This is a genomic window from Archangium lipolyticum (assembly GCF_024623785.1).
In the GTDB taxonomy this organism is placed as follows: Bacteria; Myxococcota; Myxococcia; order Myxococcales; family Myxococcaceae; genus Archangium; species Archangium lipolyticum.
Genome location: NZ_JANKBZ010000014.1, coordinates 13746 through 30582 on the forward strand (window position 1 = coordinate 13746; position 16837 = coordinate 30582).

The window sequence follows — 16837 nt, forward strand, 5'->3', positions numbered from 1 at the left end:
ATAGAAGTGCCGCACCCTGGCGCCTCGTGTTCCGAGCGCCGCCCTCGCCGCCGGAGAACGCCGTTGGAAGACGTCACCCCCAGCTTGCCGCCTACACACCCGCCGACCCTGCTCGAGCCACGCGCCGTGGCGGTGGTCGCCGCGATGCTCGTGTTCGTGGCCTTCCTGGTGACGGGAGTGTTCGTTCAGCTGCTCAACGCGGCCTTCGGCATCTGGTTCACGCAGATCTTCGTCTTCCTCGGCCTGGGCTGGCTCGTGCTGCGTGCCACCGGGAGGGAGCCGGTGCGCTACACCGGGCTGACCTTCCCGGGCCTGGGTCCGATGGCCTTCGGGTTCCTCCTGGGCGCGGTCAACTTCTTCGCCATCGTCGCCCCCGTCCAGTTCCTCTCCCAGGCGCTGATGCCCAAGGAGTGGCGGGAGATCTACGACGTGGCGGACATCTTCCGGGGCCAGTCGCCGGTGGAGCTTGCCCTCATCGTGGCGAGCGTGAGCCTCGGGGCCCCGGTGTGCGAGGAGTTCTTCTTCCGGGGCATCTTCTTCCAGGGGCTGAAGGCACCCGGGGGACCTCCCCTGCGAGCCCTCGTCCTCTCGGCCGTCGTCTTCAGCGCGTTCCACCTGGATCCGGTGGGCTTCCTCGCCCGCGTGGAGCTGGGAGTGCTGTTCGGCTGGCTGCTGCTGCGTACCGGCTCACTGTGGCCCGGCATCCTCGCGCATGCGGCCAACAACATCGTGTCCACGGTGCTGTTCTTCATCGCGAAGCACATCGAGTCTCCCCAGGAGCCGACGACCGGCCAGGAGGTGCAGTTCATCCTGATGTTCGCGCTCCTGGGCAGCGGAGCTATTTGGGGGCTGATGTCCGCCGCGCGCCGCTTCCCGGGCCTGTTGGGTCCGCCCCGGCCGACGGAGCTCGTGGAGGCCCGGGAGGCTCCCGTCCGGCTGGAGCCACTCTTCAAGGTCATCCACCTGGCCATTCCCTGGATGTTCGCCGCGGCGCTGTCCCTGGGCGTCTACGTGGCGCTGGACACCCGAGGCATCCAGCTGAGTCAGATCGACCAGCGCCATCCCCTGCAACCCGTCCCCGAGGACGCGCCGGATGCGTTGCACGCCGAGCGCGATGCCCTGTACGAGCTCCGGGTGCGCGCACGCCGGGGAGAAATCCCCCTCGAGGAATACGCCCAGGAGCGGGCGAGGCAGTCCAGACTGAAGAGGACCGATGTTCGCTGAACGTGAATGCTCCCTCTCCCCCTGGGAGAGGGCTGGGGTGAGGGTCGAGACGTGAGAACGATCACCGCGACACGCTACGTCACGCCCCTGCGCGAGGGCGGCTCGGTGCCCGCCATCATCGAGGCGGAGGACTCGGGCCTGTACGTCTTGAAGTTCCGGGGGGCGGGCCAGGGCATCAAGGCGCTCGTGGCGGAGATCCTCTCGGGCGAGCTGGCGCGGGCGATGGGCCTGAGGATGCCGGAGCTCGTGCTGGTGGAGTTGGATCCCGCGCTGGGCCGCGCCGAGCCCGACGAGGAGATCCGCGACCTCATCAAGGCGAGCCCGGGGCTCAACCTGGGCATGGACTACCTGCCGGGCTCCATCACGTTCGATCCAACGGTACGCCCCGCGCCGGGGGCCGCGGAGGCCTCGGCGATCGTCTGCTTCGACGCCTACGTGACGAACGTGGACCGGACGCCGAAGAACCCGAACCTCCTGAGCTGGCACAAGAACCTGTGGCTCATCGACCACGGCGCGTCCCTGTACTTCCACCACGCGTGGGACGACTACCTGGAGCGCAGCCAGAGCCGCTTCGCGCCCATCCGCGATCACGTGCTGCTGCCGTGGGCCTCGGCGCTGTCCGAGGCGCTGGCCACGCTGCGTCAGCGGGTGACGGCGGAGGTCATCCGGCACGTCGTCTCGTGCGTCCCGGACGTGTGGCTGGGCCCGGCGGTGGAGCCGCGCTTCGCCACGGTGGAGGAGCACCGGGAGGCCTATGCCACGTACCTGCTGAAGCGCCTGGAGGCGGCGCCAGCGTTCATCGAGGAGGCGGAGCGTGCCCGCGCACAGCTCGTTTGACTACGCCATCGTCCGCGTCGTGCCGCGCGTGGAGCGCGAGGAGTTCATCAACGCGGGCGTCATCCTCTACTGCCTCACCCGGCGGTTCCTGGATGCGAGGGTGGAGCTGGACGAGCGGCGCCTGCTGGCGCTCGCGCCGGACATCGACGTGGAGCTCATCCGCGGGCACCTGGAGGCCATCCCCCGCCTGTGCGCGGGAGGAAAGGCGGCGGGGCCCATCGGACAGCTGCCGCAGAAGGAGCGCTTCCACTGGCTGGTGGCGCCGCGCAGCACGATGCTCCAGACGGGCCCCGTGCACTCGGGCCTGTGCCAGGAGCCGGCGAAGGCCCTCGAGCACCTGATGCAGCGGATGGTGCGGCCCCCCTCGGGAGGAGAGCCGCACCGTTGATTCAGATGAAGCGGTAGGAGGCCACGTTGAAGACGGGGCCCACCATGGCGGCGGTCAACACGTCGCGGGCCACGTCGCCCTCGACCTCCACGCGTTGACCGTCCTTCTTGATCTTCCGATCGCCACCGGCGAGCTGGTACGTGCGCCCATCATCCCCCTCGAGCACCCAGACCCCCGTCTCGATGTCGCGGAACACCACGCGTCCGGTCAGCTTCATACCGCCGACTCCTTGCGGAGCATGGCCCGCGCGATGATCAGGCAGATGAACACGTTGACCACGAGCCAGGGCACCGCCAGGAAGGTGAAGGGCATCCACGCGAGCGCGGGGGCCTTGGACCAGGCGGCGTAGGAGAGGAAGCCCGCGAAGCCGAGCGACAGTCCACCGATGGCCGGCCGGAGCCCCTGGAGCTTGATGGCCAGGAAGGACAGCAGCAGGGGGATGAGCGAGCTGTAGAAGAGCGGGTTGGCCAGCTTGCCCCGGCCGAAGATGATGCGCTGCCAGTCGGGGATGGGCAGGTAGGCGGCGTCCACCACGTCCCCCGCCACGCCCGAGGCCCCGCCGAACCACGAGCGCGCGAAGAACACGCCCACCGTGGCCAGCACCAACGGGATGAGGAAGCTCGGCCGGAAGAGGATGTTGAAGTAGCCCGGACGCTCGCGTCCGCGCATCGTCAGCAGCACCAGCGCCAGCAGGGCCAGCGCCCACCACATGGACGGCCAGCGGGACACCCCGCCCCCGAGCGCGTTCAGCGAGGCCTCGGCGTCCAGCAGCCCGTGCCCGTACTCCTCCGTCCAGGCCTGACCCCCCACCCGCTTCGCCCCGGCGTAGAGGGCCTTCTCCACCTCATCCGGCCCGCTGGCGCCCTCGGCGTACAGCAGCGCCGCCACGGCGGCCACGTGCGGCGTCGCCATGCTCGTGCCCTGGTAGGCGGCATAGACGGAGCGCGAGACATCCCTCGGATCGATGGTGTTCTGCAGGATGCCGCCCGCGTCGCCCTGGCGCTTGTCGCCGCCCGGGGCCGCGATGTCCAGCTCCTTGCCATAGGATGAGTACGGGGCGCGCGTGCCGCTCGGCCCCACCGCCGCCACCGCCACCGCGCCCGGGTACGCCGCCGGGAACTCCACCCGCGAGCGCCCCGCGTTGCCCGCCGCCGCCACCACCGTGACGCCCTTCTTCCGCGCGTACGCCACCGCGTCCGCCATCACCTGCGAGTAGCCCCCACCACCCAGCGACATGTTGATGACGTTGGCGCCGTTGTCCGCCGCGAAGCGGATGGCCTCGGCGATGTCCGCCGACGTGCCCGCGCCGAAGTGGTTCAGCACCTTCACCGGCATCAGCGTCGCCTCGAAGGCCACGCCGGCCACGCCCTGGCCGTTGTTGGTCGCCTGCGCGATGGTGCCCGCCACGTGCGTGCCGTGCCCGTGGTCGTCATTGGCGTGCTCGTCGTCGTTGACGAAGTCGTACCCCTTCTTGAACTTCGTCCCCTTCAGGTCCGGCACCTGCTTGAAGTCGTCGTGGTCCTCGTAGGCGATGCCCGTGTCCAGCACCGCCACCACCGCGCCCTTGCCGTGGCTCTCCTTCCACGCCTTCGGCATGTGGATCATCCGGAGGTTCCACTGCTTGGGGTAGTCCGGATCGTTCGGCGTGTAGCCGTCCTCGTCGGCCTCCTCGCGCGCGGCCGGCTCCTCGGACACGAGCGCCTCTCTCGGGGGCACCGCGTACACCCGCAGAGGCTCGGCGGACTCGACGGCCGGATTCTGGCGAATGCGCGCGAGCACCGCGTCCACGTCGCCCACCTCCCGGGCGATCGTCACACCCGTGCGCGAGCCCTCCACGGAGTTGAACTCGAGATCCACCCCCCAATCCGGCTCCCAGGCATCGAACTCGGCCTTGCTGGTGCCGTCCTTGAAGTCCACGACGATGCCGCCGGGCACCTCCTGGGACAGCTCTCTGCGCGCGGTGTCCACGGCCGGACGCTCCGCGGCCGACGCCTTCCCCTCCCCGTCCGAGCGGGACGAGCAGGCCGCCGCCGTCAGGGCCAGCACCGCCAGTGCCAGGGTCAATCGCTTCATGGGCATGGGCGCTCCTTATGACGACCCATACGAACGAACGGCGGAACGATTGGGTCTGAATCGAGTCTGGTCGATACCCCTCCTGGGGGACAAGTTCCCTACAGGATGAGGATCCTTCGTCAATTCAACGGGTTACAACACATCGGTCACTTGCCCGACAGCATCTTCAGCCAGGTGCGCACGGCTTTTCCCACCAAGGGTAGGGCGTGATGGAAATTGGCACCGGCCCCCTCCACCACCTGCAGAACGCCCCCCGCCGCGTCCACCGCCTCGGCCAGCTCGGCCCGGGACAGGGTGGAGTCCAGCTCGCCCACCACCACCAGCAGCTCCCGCCCGAGCCCGGCCAGCTCCCGGGCGCTCACTCCCCTGGGGCTCACCAGACACAGGCCAGCGATCTGGGGGCGTCGCGCCCGGAGTTCGAGGACGACGCGGGCACTCCCGTGGAGCGCGGCCACCGCCGCCGTGGGAGCCTGGGCGTTCTCCAGCACCACGTCCAGCGCGGCCTCGGCGTCCTGGAGCAGCGCATCACCCGAGCCCCGCTCCCCCTGACTGCCACCGACACCGCGGTAGTTGAAGCGCAGCGTGGGGTGACCAGCCGAGGCCGCGGCGAAGGCCAGCTCGGCCCCGATGACATGATCCATCCCACCCCCTTCCTCGGGCCGGGGTGGGAGGACGAGCAGCGGGGGACGCTCGTCGCCCCGGTGCGCCACACCTTCCATCACCTCGCGGCCCACGGGGATGAGCGTGGAGCGCTCGAGGAACTGTCCTTTGAGGACCATAGAGGGCCTGGAGATTAACGCGGAGCCTGTCCGCGCGCTTCACTCCTGGAGCATTTCCTCCCGGGCAGTGAACGACAGCCGGGCCTCACAGGACAGGGCGCTTCCACCCGCGCACGAGGCGCAGCTGGATTTCAGCTCCACCACTCCCTTGGAGATGGTGTCCCGGTCCTCGAAGACGATGCGCAGGGCCGTGGACTCCTCCACCTGGCCCTCGCTCGACACCTGCACCCGCTCGGCCGAGAAGGCGTCCCCGTCACCGATGATGTTCCCCGAGAGCATCACCGGAGGAGCATCCCCCAGCCGCCAGCCACCTTCGGGCGATTCCAGCTCCAGGAAGGCGCTGTCCTTCTCTCCGGCCTGCCAGACGGTCCACACGAGCCCCTGGTAGAGGTTGCGATCCTCCACGCGCGAGGACGGAGGCGTGCCACCCCGGAAGCAGGAGGCCGCGAGCGCCGACAGGGGCGCGGGATTCACCGACACACGGTAGCGCCGGATCTCCTCACCCCCTCCACAGCCAGCGAGCACGGTGAGCACCACCACGATTCCCAGATATCGCATGTCAGGTCGCTCCCGCCGTTTCCGCCGCGTGCTCCTCGCGGACCCAGGCGTAATACCGATCGGTGTTCTCGGGGGTGTGGAAGAGCACGAGAAGCGCCAGATGCTTCTCCTCCCAGAGCCGCGTCAGCATGCCCCAGAGTCGATGGATGAGCTCCCTCTGCTCGGCGTCGGGTACATCGAAGACCTCCAGGGCCCAGTCCCGGCCCGGGAAGTCGCCTTTCGTGGTCCGATGATCCGTCCACCGGATGGGCCGATTTCCGACGACCTCCCGCACCTGACGACGGATCTCCTCCCGCTCGTTCACCATATCGGTTCCTCTCCAAGCACCCACCGGACGATGGCCGTAGCCGTCTCCAGCGCCCTCATTGCCAGCTCGACCGTCAGCTCTTCCTCGAGATAGTCCGCGGCCACTCGCAACCGAACCAGATCGTAAAGCCCTTCGCTCGCCTGAGCGTCGAGCACCCCGGCCCTGAATGCCTCGTAGGGCAGAGCATCATGTAGGAAGTAACATACACCGGGTCTGACCTCTGGAGTAGGAATACCCACTTCGTTCATCGCGTGCCAGCACGCATGGTAGGCCGCGTAGTACGCCCGCGAAGCCGCCGCGTTGGGGCACGGATCCTCTTCGTCCAGAAGCACACGTGCCGCCGCCAGGTTCTCCCACGCCTTCCTATCCATCGCCCTTCCCCTCCCCGCCTCCTTTCCGTCATACCGCCCACCTCTGACATGGGGCCGGCCACCCCCACTCCCGCGGTCATCCACCGCATTCCTCGCGACTCCGGGCGGGCTGCTGCTAACGTCTCCCTCGGACGAACGACGCCTCCTGGAGGCGGAGGACCCATGACCCGCGACGAAGCGCAGCGCCTGGTTCAGGCGTTCATGAAGTCCCTCGGACAGCCGAGCGAAGGCCTCAACCCGCAGGGGTTCGGCGGCGCGATGCTCGGAGCTGCCCAGCTCTACTTCGAGTACCACTCGGACAAACAGGCATTGGAGGCGAGCGCCCTCGTCTACAAGTTCCGCGATCCGCCCAAGCCCGGCGTGCTCGACGGCTTCCGGGAAGAGGAGAAGGCCGGCACCGACACCGGCGGTGGCGCGGTGGACTACGAGACCGAGAACAAGAGCCTCTTCCTGAGCCGCATCTACTCCACGCCCCCCTCGGACGCGGCCTTCAAGGAGGACATGCAGCGCCTCACCCAGGCCAGCCTCGTGTGGGGTGACGAGGTGCTGGACCGCGTGGCCTCGCGCGTGTTCAAGCGCTGAGCCACACGCGGGACGTCAGGGAGCGGCGCGAGTCGCTCCCGCCTGCTCCGCCGCGTGCTCCTCGCGGACCCAGGCGTAGTAGCGATCCGTGTTCTCCGGCGTGTGGAAGAGAATGAAGAGCGCCAGGCGCTTCTCCTTCCAGAGCTGACTCATGATTCCATCGAACAGCTGCCCGTGAAGCTCACGTTGCTCGGAGGAGGGCACGTCGAAGACCTCCAAGGCCCAATCCCGCCCTGGGAAGTCCCCTTTGGTGGTCCGGTGATCCGTCCACCTCACGGGCCTGCCCCCCACGGCTTCCATCACCTTCCGACGAATCTCCTCCCGCTCGTTCACCATGTGGGTTCCTCCCCCAAGAGGCGTCGGACGAAGCCCGTGGCTACCTCCAGTGCCTCTTTCACCAGTTCGACCGTCAGGTCATCCAAAACGTAGTCCGCTGCCACTCGCAGCTCGGCCAACCAGCCCAGATCCTTGCTCGCCTGCCTGTCGAGCACTCCAACATCGAGTGCGTCTCGAGGCAGAGGCTCATGTAAGAAGTAATATACTCCCAGCCTGACTTCTGGAGTAGGTATACCTACTTCGTTCATCGCATGCCAGCACGCATGGTAGGCCGCGTAGTACGCCCGCGAAGCCGCCACGTTGGGGCACGGGTCCTCGACATCCAGAAGCACACGTGCCGCCGCCAGGTTCTCCCACGCCTTCCGCTCCATCGCCCTTCCCCTCCTCGCCGCCCACCCCTTCTATCACCCACCTCTGACATGGGCTCGCTCCGCCTCACCTGAGCGGTCATACTGCGCTCCTGCCCAGGACGAGGAGAACGAATGGGTTTCTTCCGGAAGAAGTCGGTGAAGCAGGACGTACCGCCACCACGGCGCAACCTGTGTCTGGCAATGGTCGCGCTCGAGCGCGCGAGGCCGCTCCCCGAGGGAGCCCTGCTGGCCTTCCTCGAGGACCACTGGAAGGAAACGCAGGGCGCGAAGGATGTCCGCCAGGAGGGGGACACGCTGAGCTTCGAGTTGGGCGGAGCGCTCGTCACCCTCACGCTGATGCGAACCCCCATCCCCTGGGGAGACCTGGAGGGCCCCGCGCGCGCCGCCTGGCACTGGCCCGAGGCGGCTGAGCGTCTGAAGGCCCATCTGGGGCACGTCATCGTCACCGTGCTGGCCCCTGGGATGGACCGCATCGAGGCGACGCTGTTGCTCACGCGCGTGGTGGCCACGGTGGCCGCCACGACCGATTCCTCCGGCGTGTACTGGGGTGAGGGCCCGGTGGTGAACGCACCGGACGACTTCGTCGAGGAGGCGAAGCGGACCTCTCGCGAGCGGCTCCCCCTCTACCTGTGGCTCGCCTTCCACCTCGTGCGCAACCCGGATGGCACCTTCTCGCTCTGTACCTCCGGCATGAGGTCTTTCGACTTCATGGAGTTGGAGCTGGTGGCGTCCCGCTCGAAGCCCGCAACCCTCGTCGACCGGGCCTTCAACTTCGCCCACTACCTGCTCGACCATGGCCCCGTGCTCGAGGACGGTCACACCATCGGCCTGTCCGCCCAGGAGCGCTTCCGCGTCCGACACCTGCCCTCCATCCTCGACCCGGCTCGCCAGGTGTACCGGATCGAGATGTGAGGACTCCGGCTCTCACGCTCGCGACATGAGGCACGCGGTACCCTCACCCCGTCCCTCTCCCGAAGGGGAGAGGGGAAGTGGGTTGCTACACCGACACCATCACGTAGAACTTCAGGTAACGGCCCTCGGGGAACTGTAGACGAATCGGGTGGTCCGGCGGCTGGTAGCGCTCCTCCACCATCGCCAGATCCACTCCCGCCTTGAAGGCCGCCTCCTTCACCGCTCCCATGAAGTCGTCCGGCCCCACTCGCGCCGAGCATGAGGCCGTCGCCAGCAGCCCTCCGGGCTTCAACAGCCCCAGCGCCTGACGGTTCAGCGAGGCGTATCCGTCGATCGCCGCCTGCACCGCCCGCTGGCTCTTCGCGAACGCTGGCGGGTCCAGGATGATCAGATCGAACATCCTCCCCTCCTCCCGGAACGACGCCAGCAGCTTGAACACGTCCGCCGCCAGGAAGTCGTGCTTCTCCGCCGGCAACCCGTTGCGCGTGAAGTTCTCCCGCGCCAGGGCGATCGCATCCGGATCCAGGTCCACCGAGAACACGCTCTTCGCCCCACCCAGCGCCGCGTTCACCGAGAACCCTCCGCTGAAGCAGAAGCAGTTCAGCACCTCCCGGTCCTTCGCCAGCCTCCGGATGAGGTACCGGTTCTCCCGCTGGTCCAGGAAGAAGCCCGTCTTCTGCCCGCGCCACGCGTCCACCAGGAACGTCGCGCCGCGCTCACGGATGCTCAGCAGCTCCGGCGCCTTCTCGCCCCACAGCATCCGCCCCGCGCCCCGGCCCTCGTCCTCCTCCGCGTCGTCCCGGCCCACCTCGTCCCGGCCGATGATGCCCTTCAACTCCGGCACCGCCGCCTTCAGCGCCTCGACGATGAGCCCCCGGTAGGGTGTGAGCCCCGCCGAGTACAGCTTCAGCACCGCGTACTGGCCATACAGGTCCACCACCACGCCCGGCAGCCCGTCTCCCTCTCCGTGAATCAGCCGGAAGCTGTCCGTGTCGTGCAGGTCGATCAACGAGCGCCGCTCGGCCAGCGCCTGCTTCACCCGCTGCGCGAAGAAGGCCGCGTCGATGTTCTGCCGCGGATTGCGCGTCAGCACCCGCACCGCGATGGCCGAGTGCGGATCGAAATACCCCCGCGCCACGAACTTCCCGTTCTCCGCCAGGTCCACCACGCTGCCCGGTGGAATCTTCGGCACCTTGTCCAGCGCCTTGCGGAAGACCCACGGGTGTCCCGCGCGCAGGTGACGGCCCAGCCCCGGGGCCAGCTCCAGCTTCACGACGTTCATTCTCCGACTCCTCGACGGGCCCCGCGGCCCCTCTGGGCGAGGAGGGCGCGCGCGAGCTCCTCGAAGCCCCGCCCCTCCTCCGCCCGGGTGATGAAGGCCGGCGGCGTCTCGATGCGGTCCAGCACCCGCCGCACGTTGGCCACCCCGACACTCAGAGCGAACTCTCCAAACATCGGGGCATCGTTGAAACTATCCCCGGCATACACGAAGCGCTCATCCCCCGGCGTCAGCCGCAGGCCCCAGGCCAGCTTCAGGAAGCGGCGCACCGCGGAGCGCTTGTCGAAGCGGCCCAGCCAGCAGTTGATGTGCACCGACGAGCGCACCGCCGTCACCCCTCGCGCCCGCAGCAGCGCTTCGATCCGATCGGCCCCCTGCTCGCCCAGCCGCGCCTCCTCGTTGTAGTCCACGGCCAGGTCCACCTCCGTGTAGGCGCTGTCCATGGACAGACGCGCCCCAGGCACCCGCCGCAGCACGTCCGCCACCTCCGCCACCAGCCGCTTGCGGTTCGACTCCCGGACGCGCGGGGATTCGGCATACACCTTGCGCAGCTTCCCCCCGGGCCCGCGCAGGAAGAGCAGGCCACCGTTCTCCACCACCACCCCATCCACCGGCAGCGTGCGCGCCCAGGCCTCGCCCCAGCCCGCCGGGCGTCCGGTCACCAGCACCAGCTTGAGGCCAGCGTCCGCCAGGCGCTCGAGCGCCCGCACGGTGGAGGAGCGCAGCCGGTGCGAGGTGGTCAGGGTACCGTCGACGTCGGTGAAGACCCCTTCCACCCGGGAGAGGTCCGCGTCGCGCAGGGGGCGGGGGGCGGCCATGAGGACTGGGGCACCTACACCGTTCCCGGCCTCGCGGGAAGGCCCGCGTGCACGTCACCGGGCTCCTGGGCCCGCAAGACGAAGCCCCCGGGAGGCAGTGCCTCCCAGGGGCCGTTCAGCTCAGTTCTGCTTCAGCGCATCACGGGGTGTAGGAACCCTTGAGCGAGGTGCTCGAGTACGAGCTGTACCCGCGCAGCAGCACGTAGATGCGGGTGGCCGCGGTCTTCGCCGCGATGTTGCACGTCTCGTTGTTGCCGGACAGGTACGGACGGCAATCGTACGAGGACGTGGTCGGCGCGGAGCCAGCCTTCACGTACAGGTCCGCGTCACCCGAGCCGCCGCTGAGGGCGAAGGTCGACGCCTTGCCGGCCGGAACGTCCAGGTAGTAGTAGGTCTGCGAGCCCGAGGCGCCGGACAGACCCGTCTTCGCCACGCCGTTGGTCAGCGCGGTGGCCGGAGGAGGCGTCACGGGAGCACCCACGCCCACGGCCGTCCAGGCCGCCGTCACGGACGCCACTTCCGCCGCCGTGTAGCCGAGCGCCGTCGCGGCCTGCTCGGTGTAGGTCTTCGCCTGGGCGAAGGTGGTGGAGGCCGTCATGTAGTCCACGTTGGCCTTGTAGAAGATGGCGCCGGCCTTCTGCACGCCGATACCCGTCACCTGCGTGGTCGACTTGCCGCGCGGGTGCGTGCCGCCCTTGGAGAGCAGCGTGAAGGCCAGGTTGGCGATACCCGAGCTGTAGTGCACGTCCACGCTGCCGGAGCTGCTCGTCCAGTAGTCGAGCGAGACGCCGTCCTTGGCCGGATCGTACATGTAGCGGAGCGCGTCACCCGCGGTGGCCGGCGTCCAGATGTCGTCGCCCACCATGAACACCGCGTTGGTGGTGGCCCAGGTGCCCGAGGCCCAGCTCTCGCAGTAGGCGCCGAAGATGTCGCTCATCGCCTCGTTGAGGCCGCCGGACTCACCCGAGTAGGTGAGGTTGGACTCGCGCTCCGTCACCGCGTGGGTGAGCTCGTGCGTGGTCACGTCCGCGGACAGACCCAGCATGCCCGAGTTCACGCCATCGCCATCGCCGTACACCATCTGGCTGCCGTTCCAGAAGGCGTTGACGTACCGGCTGCTGTAGTGGACCGTGCTGCGCAGCTGCGCGCCCGCGTTGTCGAACGAGTCGCGGTTGAAGTTGGTCTTGTAGCAGTTGTACGTGCCACCCAGCTTGTCGTAGTTGCCGTCGACGTGGGCATCATTCGTGGCCGCGCCGCCCTCGGAGCGCTTGAGCGTGCCCGGCAGGCTGCTGCCGTTGTTGGCGCTGTACACCGCGCGGTTGATCGCGGTGTGGACCTTCGAGTTGCGCAGCAGGATGGTGCCCTTGTGCGCGTCCACGTACACCAGCTCGTCGATGGGCAGGTCGCGGCCCTCGCCCTTCAGCGCCACCTCGTAGGCCAGCCTCAGCTTGCCGTCGGCGCGCACGTACACCAGGTTGGCGCCCTCGGTGGTCAGGCGGCTGCCGTCGGTGCTGTTCGCGGCGGCGAACTGGGCGGCCTCCGGGGCGATGCTCGCCTTGGAGGAGACGATCTCACCATCGCGCGCCGTACCGTTGGCGCCGATGATGGTCCCGTCCGAGGCCACGTGGATGAGGAGCTCCTCGCCCACCACCGGCAGGCCGTTCTTCGTCTGGCCGTAGCGCAGGTGGGTGACGCCCTGCTCGTCCACGCGCGAGCGCCTGGCCACGAGGTCGTTGGCATCGAGGCGGAACACGGCGGCGATGCCGGGCAGCGAGTTGCCCACGCGGCTGTGCGCGTCACGAGCCGCCAGGCCCTGGACGGCGCTGCTGGCGGTGCCCAGCTTGCCGGTGATCATGTAGGGGAAGTTGCTCTCATCCGCGCCAGCGACCTGGGCGGAGGGCAGCGCGGCCAGGGCGGCCTGCACGTCACCGAGGGAGTCGGCCTCGTCGAACTTCTGGGCGCCATCGGGCAGCTGCGAGTTGTCGACACCGCAAGCCGCGAGGGGAAGGGCGAGCAGCGCAGCAGCAAGGAAACGAGTGCGAAGCAAGGGGGGATTCCTCCTGGCCAACGACGAGGTGCCGTTGGACGCAGGAGGCATAAGCAGGGATCGGGCCAACTCATAAAGCATTGGAATCCCTGCCTTCGCGATTCTTCTCATCAACCGCGTGGAGTGAGGATGTCACGCCCTTTCGGGCACGCGGTGTAAATGCTGTTTACATACGCGGAGGAAAACCGTTTGATTCCAGGCATTTCCACAAGCATCGCGAAACTGTCTGCTTTTCGGACACTCTCTCGGTGAAGAGGTCAGACCTGACCCATCCCGGATATTGGAGTATAAACCTTTCAAATCAAGATGCAACTTTCCGGTAGGCCCATCCTCGCCGTACCAGGTGGGAGAGCCAGCCGATCGCTCTAGAGTCGCGCCCCATGCGGCTCGGGTGGCTCAAGAACCTCTATGTGCAGGTGCTGATCGCGGTGGTGGCCGGAGCGCTGCTCGGTCACTTCTGGCCCCACGCGGGCGAATCGCTCAAGCCGCTCGGCGACGGCTTCATCAAGCTCATCAAGATGATGGTGGCGCCGGTGGTGTTCACCACGGTGGTGACGGGCATCGCCAAGATGGGAGACCTCAAGCGCGTGGGGCGCGTGGGGCTCAAGGCCTTCATCTACTTCGAGGTCGTCACCACGGGGGCGCTCGCCATCGGCCTGGTGGTGGGCGAGCTGCTGCAGCCGGGAGCCGGACTGGGCGTGGACGTGTCCCGCCTGGATGCCAGGGCCGTCGAGGGCTACGCGACCGCCGGCAAGTCGATGTCCACGGTGGACTTCCTGTTCAACCTCGTCCCCTCCTCCCTGGTGGAGCCCTTCGTCAAGGGAGACATCCTCCAGGTGCTGCTCATCGCGCTGCTCACCAGCATCGCGCTCTCGAAGATGGGCAAGGCGGGCGAGAGCATCACCCACGGGCTGGACGGCATCGGCCACCTGCTCTTCGGAATGGTGGGCCTCATCATGCGGATGGCGCCCCTGGGAGCGCTGGGCGCCATCGGCTTCACCGTGGGCAAGTACGGGGTGGGCGCGCTGTTCGGCCTGGGCCGGCTGATCGGCGCCTTCTACGCCACCGCGCTCCTCTTCGTGCTGCTCGTGCTCGGCCCCATCGCGCGCTGGACGGGCGTGGGGCTGTGGCGGCTGTTGCGCTACATGCGGGACGAGCTGTTGCTGGTGCTGGGCACCTCGTCCTCCGAGTCCGCCCTCCCCTCCTTGATGGTGAAGCTCGAGGCGCTGGGGTGCCCCAAGAGCATCGTGGGGTTCGTGGTGCCCATGGGCTACTCGTTCAACCTGGACGGCACGTCCATCTACCTCACGCTCGCCGCGCTCTTCGTGGCCCAGGCCACCGGAACCCCGCTCAGTCTGGGAGAGAAGCTGGCGCTGCTCGCGGTGCTGCTGCTCACCTCCAAGGGAGCGGCGGCCGTCACGGGCGGAGGCTTCATCACGCTCGCGGCGACGCTCTCCGCCACCGGCCACGTGCCCGTGGCGGGGATGGTGCTGCTGCTGGGCGTGGACCGGTTCATGTCCGAGGTGCGCGCCCTCACCAACCTCGTGGGCAACACGGTGGCGACCCTCGTGGTGGCCAGGTGGGAGGGCAGCCTGGACATCCAACGGGCCCGCGAGGTGCTCGCGGCACCACCTCCCTCGCTGATGGCCGTGGAGGAGGCCGTGGAGGCCCGGTCCGCGAGCGCGTCCAACGCCGCCCAGGGGTGATTCACATCACGTCCAGCCCGGAGAGCAGGGACTGGAGCTCCAGGATGGTGGAGCGCAGCTCGGCGCCGGAGAGCTGGGCGAGCTGCACCTTGCGCACCTTGCGCAGGAAGGTATCGAGCCGGGGATCCCGCCCGTAGAGGGACTGGGCACTGGCGGCTGCCTCGGCCAGGGCCCGCGCCGCCGCCGCCGGCTCCGAGCCCAGCAGCCCGAGCGCCCGCTCCAGGCGCACCCCACAGCCCGCCCACACCTCGCGGTCATGGGCGATGAGCACCTGGCGCTGGTTCACGTTGGAGAGCGAGCGCACGAAGGTGTCCAGCTCCTCCACGAGCGAGAGCACCTCCTGCTTGCGGGGGTTGTCCTGGATGGCCAGCCGGCCCACGTTGCCGCGCATCTCGATGATGTGCCGCTTGTCCTGTGCGCGCAGGTGACGGTAGGCGGCGGTGCGGCCGAACGCGTCCAACTCCGTCTGCAACTGCTGGGCGTTCCACTGCACGTCCTCGGGCTCGGCCTCGCGCACCTTGTTCAGCCGCGCCGCGACGATGCGCGACAGGTCCGCCACGATGGCGCGCACCATCACCGCCGCCTTCACCTCGGCCTCGTGGCCGGGCACCACCTGCTGGCGCGTCATGGGGCCGAAGGCACTGGCGGACTCGAAGACGAGGTTGCCGATGTGCTCGCGGAAGCGCGCGCGCAGACGTTGGATCTCCGCCAGCAGCGTCCACCGGTCCGACACCACCGAGGGGTTGCGCATCGTCTCGCCGAGCTGGGTGATGCCCTGGGCGAGCTGCTGCATCCAGCCCTGGAGGAGCTCGGAGGCGTCCTTGGCCCGCCGCGCCTCCACGGTGGCCGCCAGGGGCGCCGCGAGGCCCGGCGCCCCGCCAGCCCCCGCCGCCTGGAACTGCTCGCGGATGACGTTGAGGAGCGCGTTGACGTCCACCACCGTGTCGCGGATGACGGGAGCCATCTCCTCCCAGAGAGACAGGTCCGGGCTGCCATCCACACCGGCGGTCTCGTATTTCACCAGGTCCAGATCGCTCAGACGCGCGATGGCCTGACCCGCCGCGGTGTACACCTTGCGCAGGCGCTCGGCGAAGGCTCGATCGGACAGGGATTGAAGGAGCTCTTCGAGCTTCGGGGAGAGAACGGGCGGAGGAGTATCGGCGGCCACGGCATGCCTACTGTAACGGGTCTGTCGAGGCGCGTCGCGGACTTCCGAGCCCGGAGCGTGTGAATCCGGGCACTTGGCCTGGGCCCCTCGACTTCACGGTGGGAGCGATCTAAGGACGCGCGCGAATGATCCAGGTTCTGCTCCTGAGTGAAGGCAAGATTTTCTCGGGCGGTGAGGAATTGCTCGATCAGCCCGGCACGCGGTGGATCGACGTCCTCCACCCGACCGAGGAGGAGATGAAGCGGCTCGGAGATCGCTTCGGGCTGCACAAGCTGGCGATCGAGGACTGCCTGCACCTGGATCAGCGGCCCAAGCTGGAGGAGTACCCGAACCACCAGTTCATCGTGCTCCAGGGTTTCTCCTCGGAGACGAAGGACGTGTGCGAGCTGACGCTGCACGAGCACCACTTCTTCCTGGGGCCGGACTGGCTCATCAGCGTGCACGAGCTGCGCTTCGAGGGGCTGGATGCGGCGCGGCAGCGCGTCCAGCGTGAGCCCCAGGCGACGCTCGAGCGCGGGGTGGACTTCCTGCTGTACCTGCTGGCGGACGCGCTGATGGACGGGAACTTCCCCATCCTCGACAAGTTCAATGATGAGCTGGAGGACCTGGAGTCGGCGGTCTTCGAGAACCCGCAGCCAGAGCACCTGCAGCGCATGTTCGACCTGAAGCGGGCGCTGGTGACGGTGAGGCGGGTGCTGTCGCCCCAGCGGGACGTGCTGGGCTTCCTGACCCGGCGAGGCATTCCCAACGTGGGGGAGCGCACCGCGCTGTACTTCCGCGACGTGTATGACCACCTGATCCGGCTGCACGAGCAGATCGACGCGGTGAGGGATCTGCTGGGCAACGTGATGGATGGCTACCTGTCGATGCTCGCCAACCGGACGAACGACATCACCAAGCAGCTCACCATCTTCTCGACCATCTTCCTGCCACTGTCGTTCATCACGGGCTTCTTCGGGCAGAACTTCGACTTCCTGAGCCACCGGGGGTTCTTCTGGCTGATGATGGTGTCGGTGGTCGGACTGCCGGTGGGCCTGGTGTTCTGGTTCAAGAGCAAGCAGTGGATCTGAAGTCCCTGGAG

General features: G+C 68.2%; 19 protein-coding genes. 7 read left to right on the top strand and 12 right to left on the bottom strand.

Annotation, left to right across the window (positions count from 1 at the left end; genetic code table 11):
- Positions 1-63: 63 nt before the first annotated feature.
- Genes NR810_RS27405 through NR810_RS27415 form a run of 3 tightly spaced genes read left to right on the top strand, consistent with a single transcriptional unit; the run spans position 64 to position 2449 of the window.
- Entirely contained in the window at positions 64-1224 is a 1161-nt protein-coding gene (locus tag NR810_RS27405; RefSeq protein WP_407653841.1) for a CPBP family glutamic-type intramembrane protease, read from the top strand.
- 51 nt (positions 1225-1275) lie between these two features.
- Complete coding sequence (locus NR810_RS27410) at positions 1276-2061, top strand: HipA family kinase (protein ID WP_257456807.1); 786 nt, start codon at positions 1276-1278, stop codon at positions 2059-2061.
- A complete protein-coding gene (locus tag NR810_RS27415) occupies positions 2039-2449 on the top strand; it encodes a DUF3037 domain-containing protein (protein ID WP_257456809.1) in 411 nt (136 codons plus the stop codon). Before NR810_RS27410 ends, NR810_RS27415 begins: the two co-directional genes overlap by 23 nt.
- 1 nt (position 2450) lies before the next feature.
- On the opposite strand, the gene NR810_RS27420 is transcribed toward NR810_RS27415, so the two are convergent.
- From NR810_RS27420 to NR810_RS27445, 6 genes are all read right to left on the bottom strand, one after another.
- Positions 2451-2666, bottom strand: a complete 216-nt coding sequence (locus tag NR810_RS27420) for a DUF5818 domain-containing protein (RefSeq protein WP_257456811.1) — start codon at positions 2664-2666, stop codon at positions 2451-2453.
- Positions 2663-4528 carry a S8 family peptidase gene (locus tag NR810_RS27425; RefSeq protein ID WP_257456812.1) on the bottom strand — a complete coding sequence of 622 codons (1866 nt, stop codon included), beginning with the start codon at positions 4526-4528 and terminating at the stop codon, positions 2663-2665. Before NR810_RS27425 ends, NR810_RS27420 begins: the two co-directional genes overlap by 4 nt.
- Positions 4529-4668: 140 nt before the next feature.
- Positions 4669-5301, bottom strand: a complete 633-nt coding sequence (locus NR810_RS27430) for an alpha/beta hydrolase (protein ID WP_257456815.1) — start codon at positions 5299-5301, stop codon at positions 4669-4671.
- Positions 5302-5340: 39 nt separating this feature from the next.
- The gene (locus NR810_RS27435; RefSeq protein WP_257456817.1) at positions 5341-5859 is read right to left on the bottom strand and encodes a hypothetical protein; all 519 of its coding nucleotides are present in this window, start codon (positions 5857-5859) and stop codon (positions 5341-5343) included.
- Position 5860: 1 nt separating this feature from the next.
- Positions 5861-6166, bottom strand: a complete 306-nt coding sequence (locus NR810_RS27440) for a hypothetical protein (protein WP_257456819.1) — start codon at positions 6164-6166, stop codon at positions 5861-5863.
- Positions 6160-6537 carry a hypothetical protein gene (locus NR810_RS27445; protein WP_257456820.1) on the bottom strand — a complete coding sequence of 126 codons (378 nt, stop codon included), beginning with the start codon at positions 6535-6537 and terminating at the stop codon, positions 6160-6162. The genes NR810_RS27440 and NR810_RS27445 overlap by 7 nt, the downstream gene beginning before the upstream one ends.
- A gap of 162 nt (positions 6538-6699) precedes the next feature.
- On the opposite strand from NR810_RS27445, the gene NR810_RS27450 reads away from it, so the two are divergent.
- Positions 6700-7119: a hypothetical protein gene (locus tag NR810_RS27450; protein ID WP_257456822.1), complete on the top strand. Its 420-nt coding sequence runs from the start codon at positions 6700-6702 to the stop codon at positions 7117-7119.
- A gap of 15 nt (positions 7120-7134) precedes the next feature.
- Here the strand turns inward: NR810_RS27450 and NR810_RS27455 are convergent, their stop codons facing one another.
- Entirely contained in the window at positions 7135-7455 is a 321-nt protein-coding gene (locus NR810_RS27455) for a hypothetical protein (protein ID WP_257456825.1), read from the bottom strand.
- A complete protein-coding gene (locus NR810_RS27460) occupies positions 7449-7826 on the bottom strand; it encodes a HEPN domain-containing protein (RefSeq protein ID WP_257456827.1) in 378 nt (125 codons plus the stop codon). Before NR810_RS27460 ends, NR810_RS27455 begins: the two co-directional genes overlap by 7 nt.
- Before the next feature lie 111 nt (positions 7827-7937).
- Between NR810_RS27460 and NR810_RS27465 the strand changes: the two genes are divergently transcribed.
- A complete protein-coding gene (locus NR810_RS27465) occupies positions 7938-8738 on the top strand; it encodes a DUF4261 domain-containing protein (RefSeq protein WP_257456829.1) in 801 nt (266 codons plus the stop codon).
- A gap of 85 nt (positions 8739-8823) precedes the next feature.
- Here NR810_RS27465 and NR810_RS27470 read toward each other — a convergent pair whose 3' ends face one another.
- From NR810_RS27470 to NR810_RS27480, 3 genes are all read right to left on the bottom strand, one after another.
- A complete protein-coding gene (locus NR810_RS27470; RefSeq protein WP_257456832.1) occupies positions 8824-10020 on the bottom strand; it encodes a class I SAM-dependent rRNA methyltransferase in 1197 nt (398 codons plus the stop codon).
- The gene (locus NR810_RS27475) at positions 10017-10835 is read right to left on the bottom strand and encodes an HAD-IIB family hydrolase (RefSeq protein WP_257456833.1); all 819 of its coding nucleotides are present in this window, start codon (positions 10833-10835) and stop codon (positions 10017-10019) included. Before NR810_RS27475 ends, NR810_RS27470 begins: the two co-directional genes overlap by 4 nt.
- Positions 10836-10974: 139 nt before the next feature.
- Positions 10975-12882, bottom strand: a complete 1908-nt coding sequence (locus NR810_RS27480; RefSeq protein WP_257456836.1) for a M4 family metallopeptidase — start codon at positions 12880-12882, stop codon at positions 10975-10977.
- Between the two features lie 380 nt (positions 12883-13262).
- On the opposite strand from NR810_RS27480, the gene dctA reads away from it, so the two are divergent.
- Positions 13263-14588 (top strand): C4-dicarboxylate transporter DctA, encoded by a 1326-nt coding sequence (dctA, locus tag NR810_RS27485; RefSeq protein WP_257456849.1) that lies wholly within the window; start codon positions 13263-13265, stop codon positions 14586-14588.
- A 1-nt stretch (position 14589) separates the two neighbouring features.
- Here dctA and NR810_RS27490 read toward each other — a convergent pair whose 3' ends face one another.
- Complete coding sequence (locus tag NR810_RS27490) at positions 14590-15756, bottom strand: hypothetical protein (RefSeq protein ID WP_257456850.1); 1167 nt, start codon at positions 15754-15756, stop codon at positions 14590-14592.
- 125 nt (positions 15757-15881) lie between these two features.
- Here NR810_RS27490 and corA point away from each other — a divergent pair, with 125 nt between their 5' ends.
- Positions 15882-16826, top strand: a complete 945-nt coding sequence (corA, locus tag NR810_RS27495) for a magnesium/cobalt transporter CorA (RefSeq protein ID WP_257456852.1) — start codon at positions 15882-15884, stop codon at positions 16824-16826.
- Positions 16827-16837 lie beyond the last annotated feature (11 nt).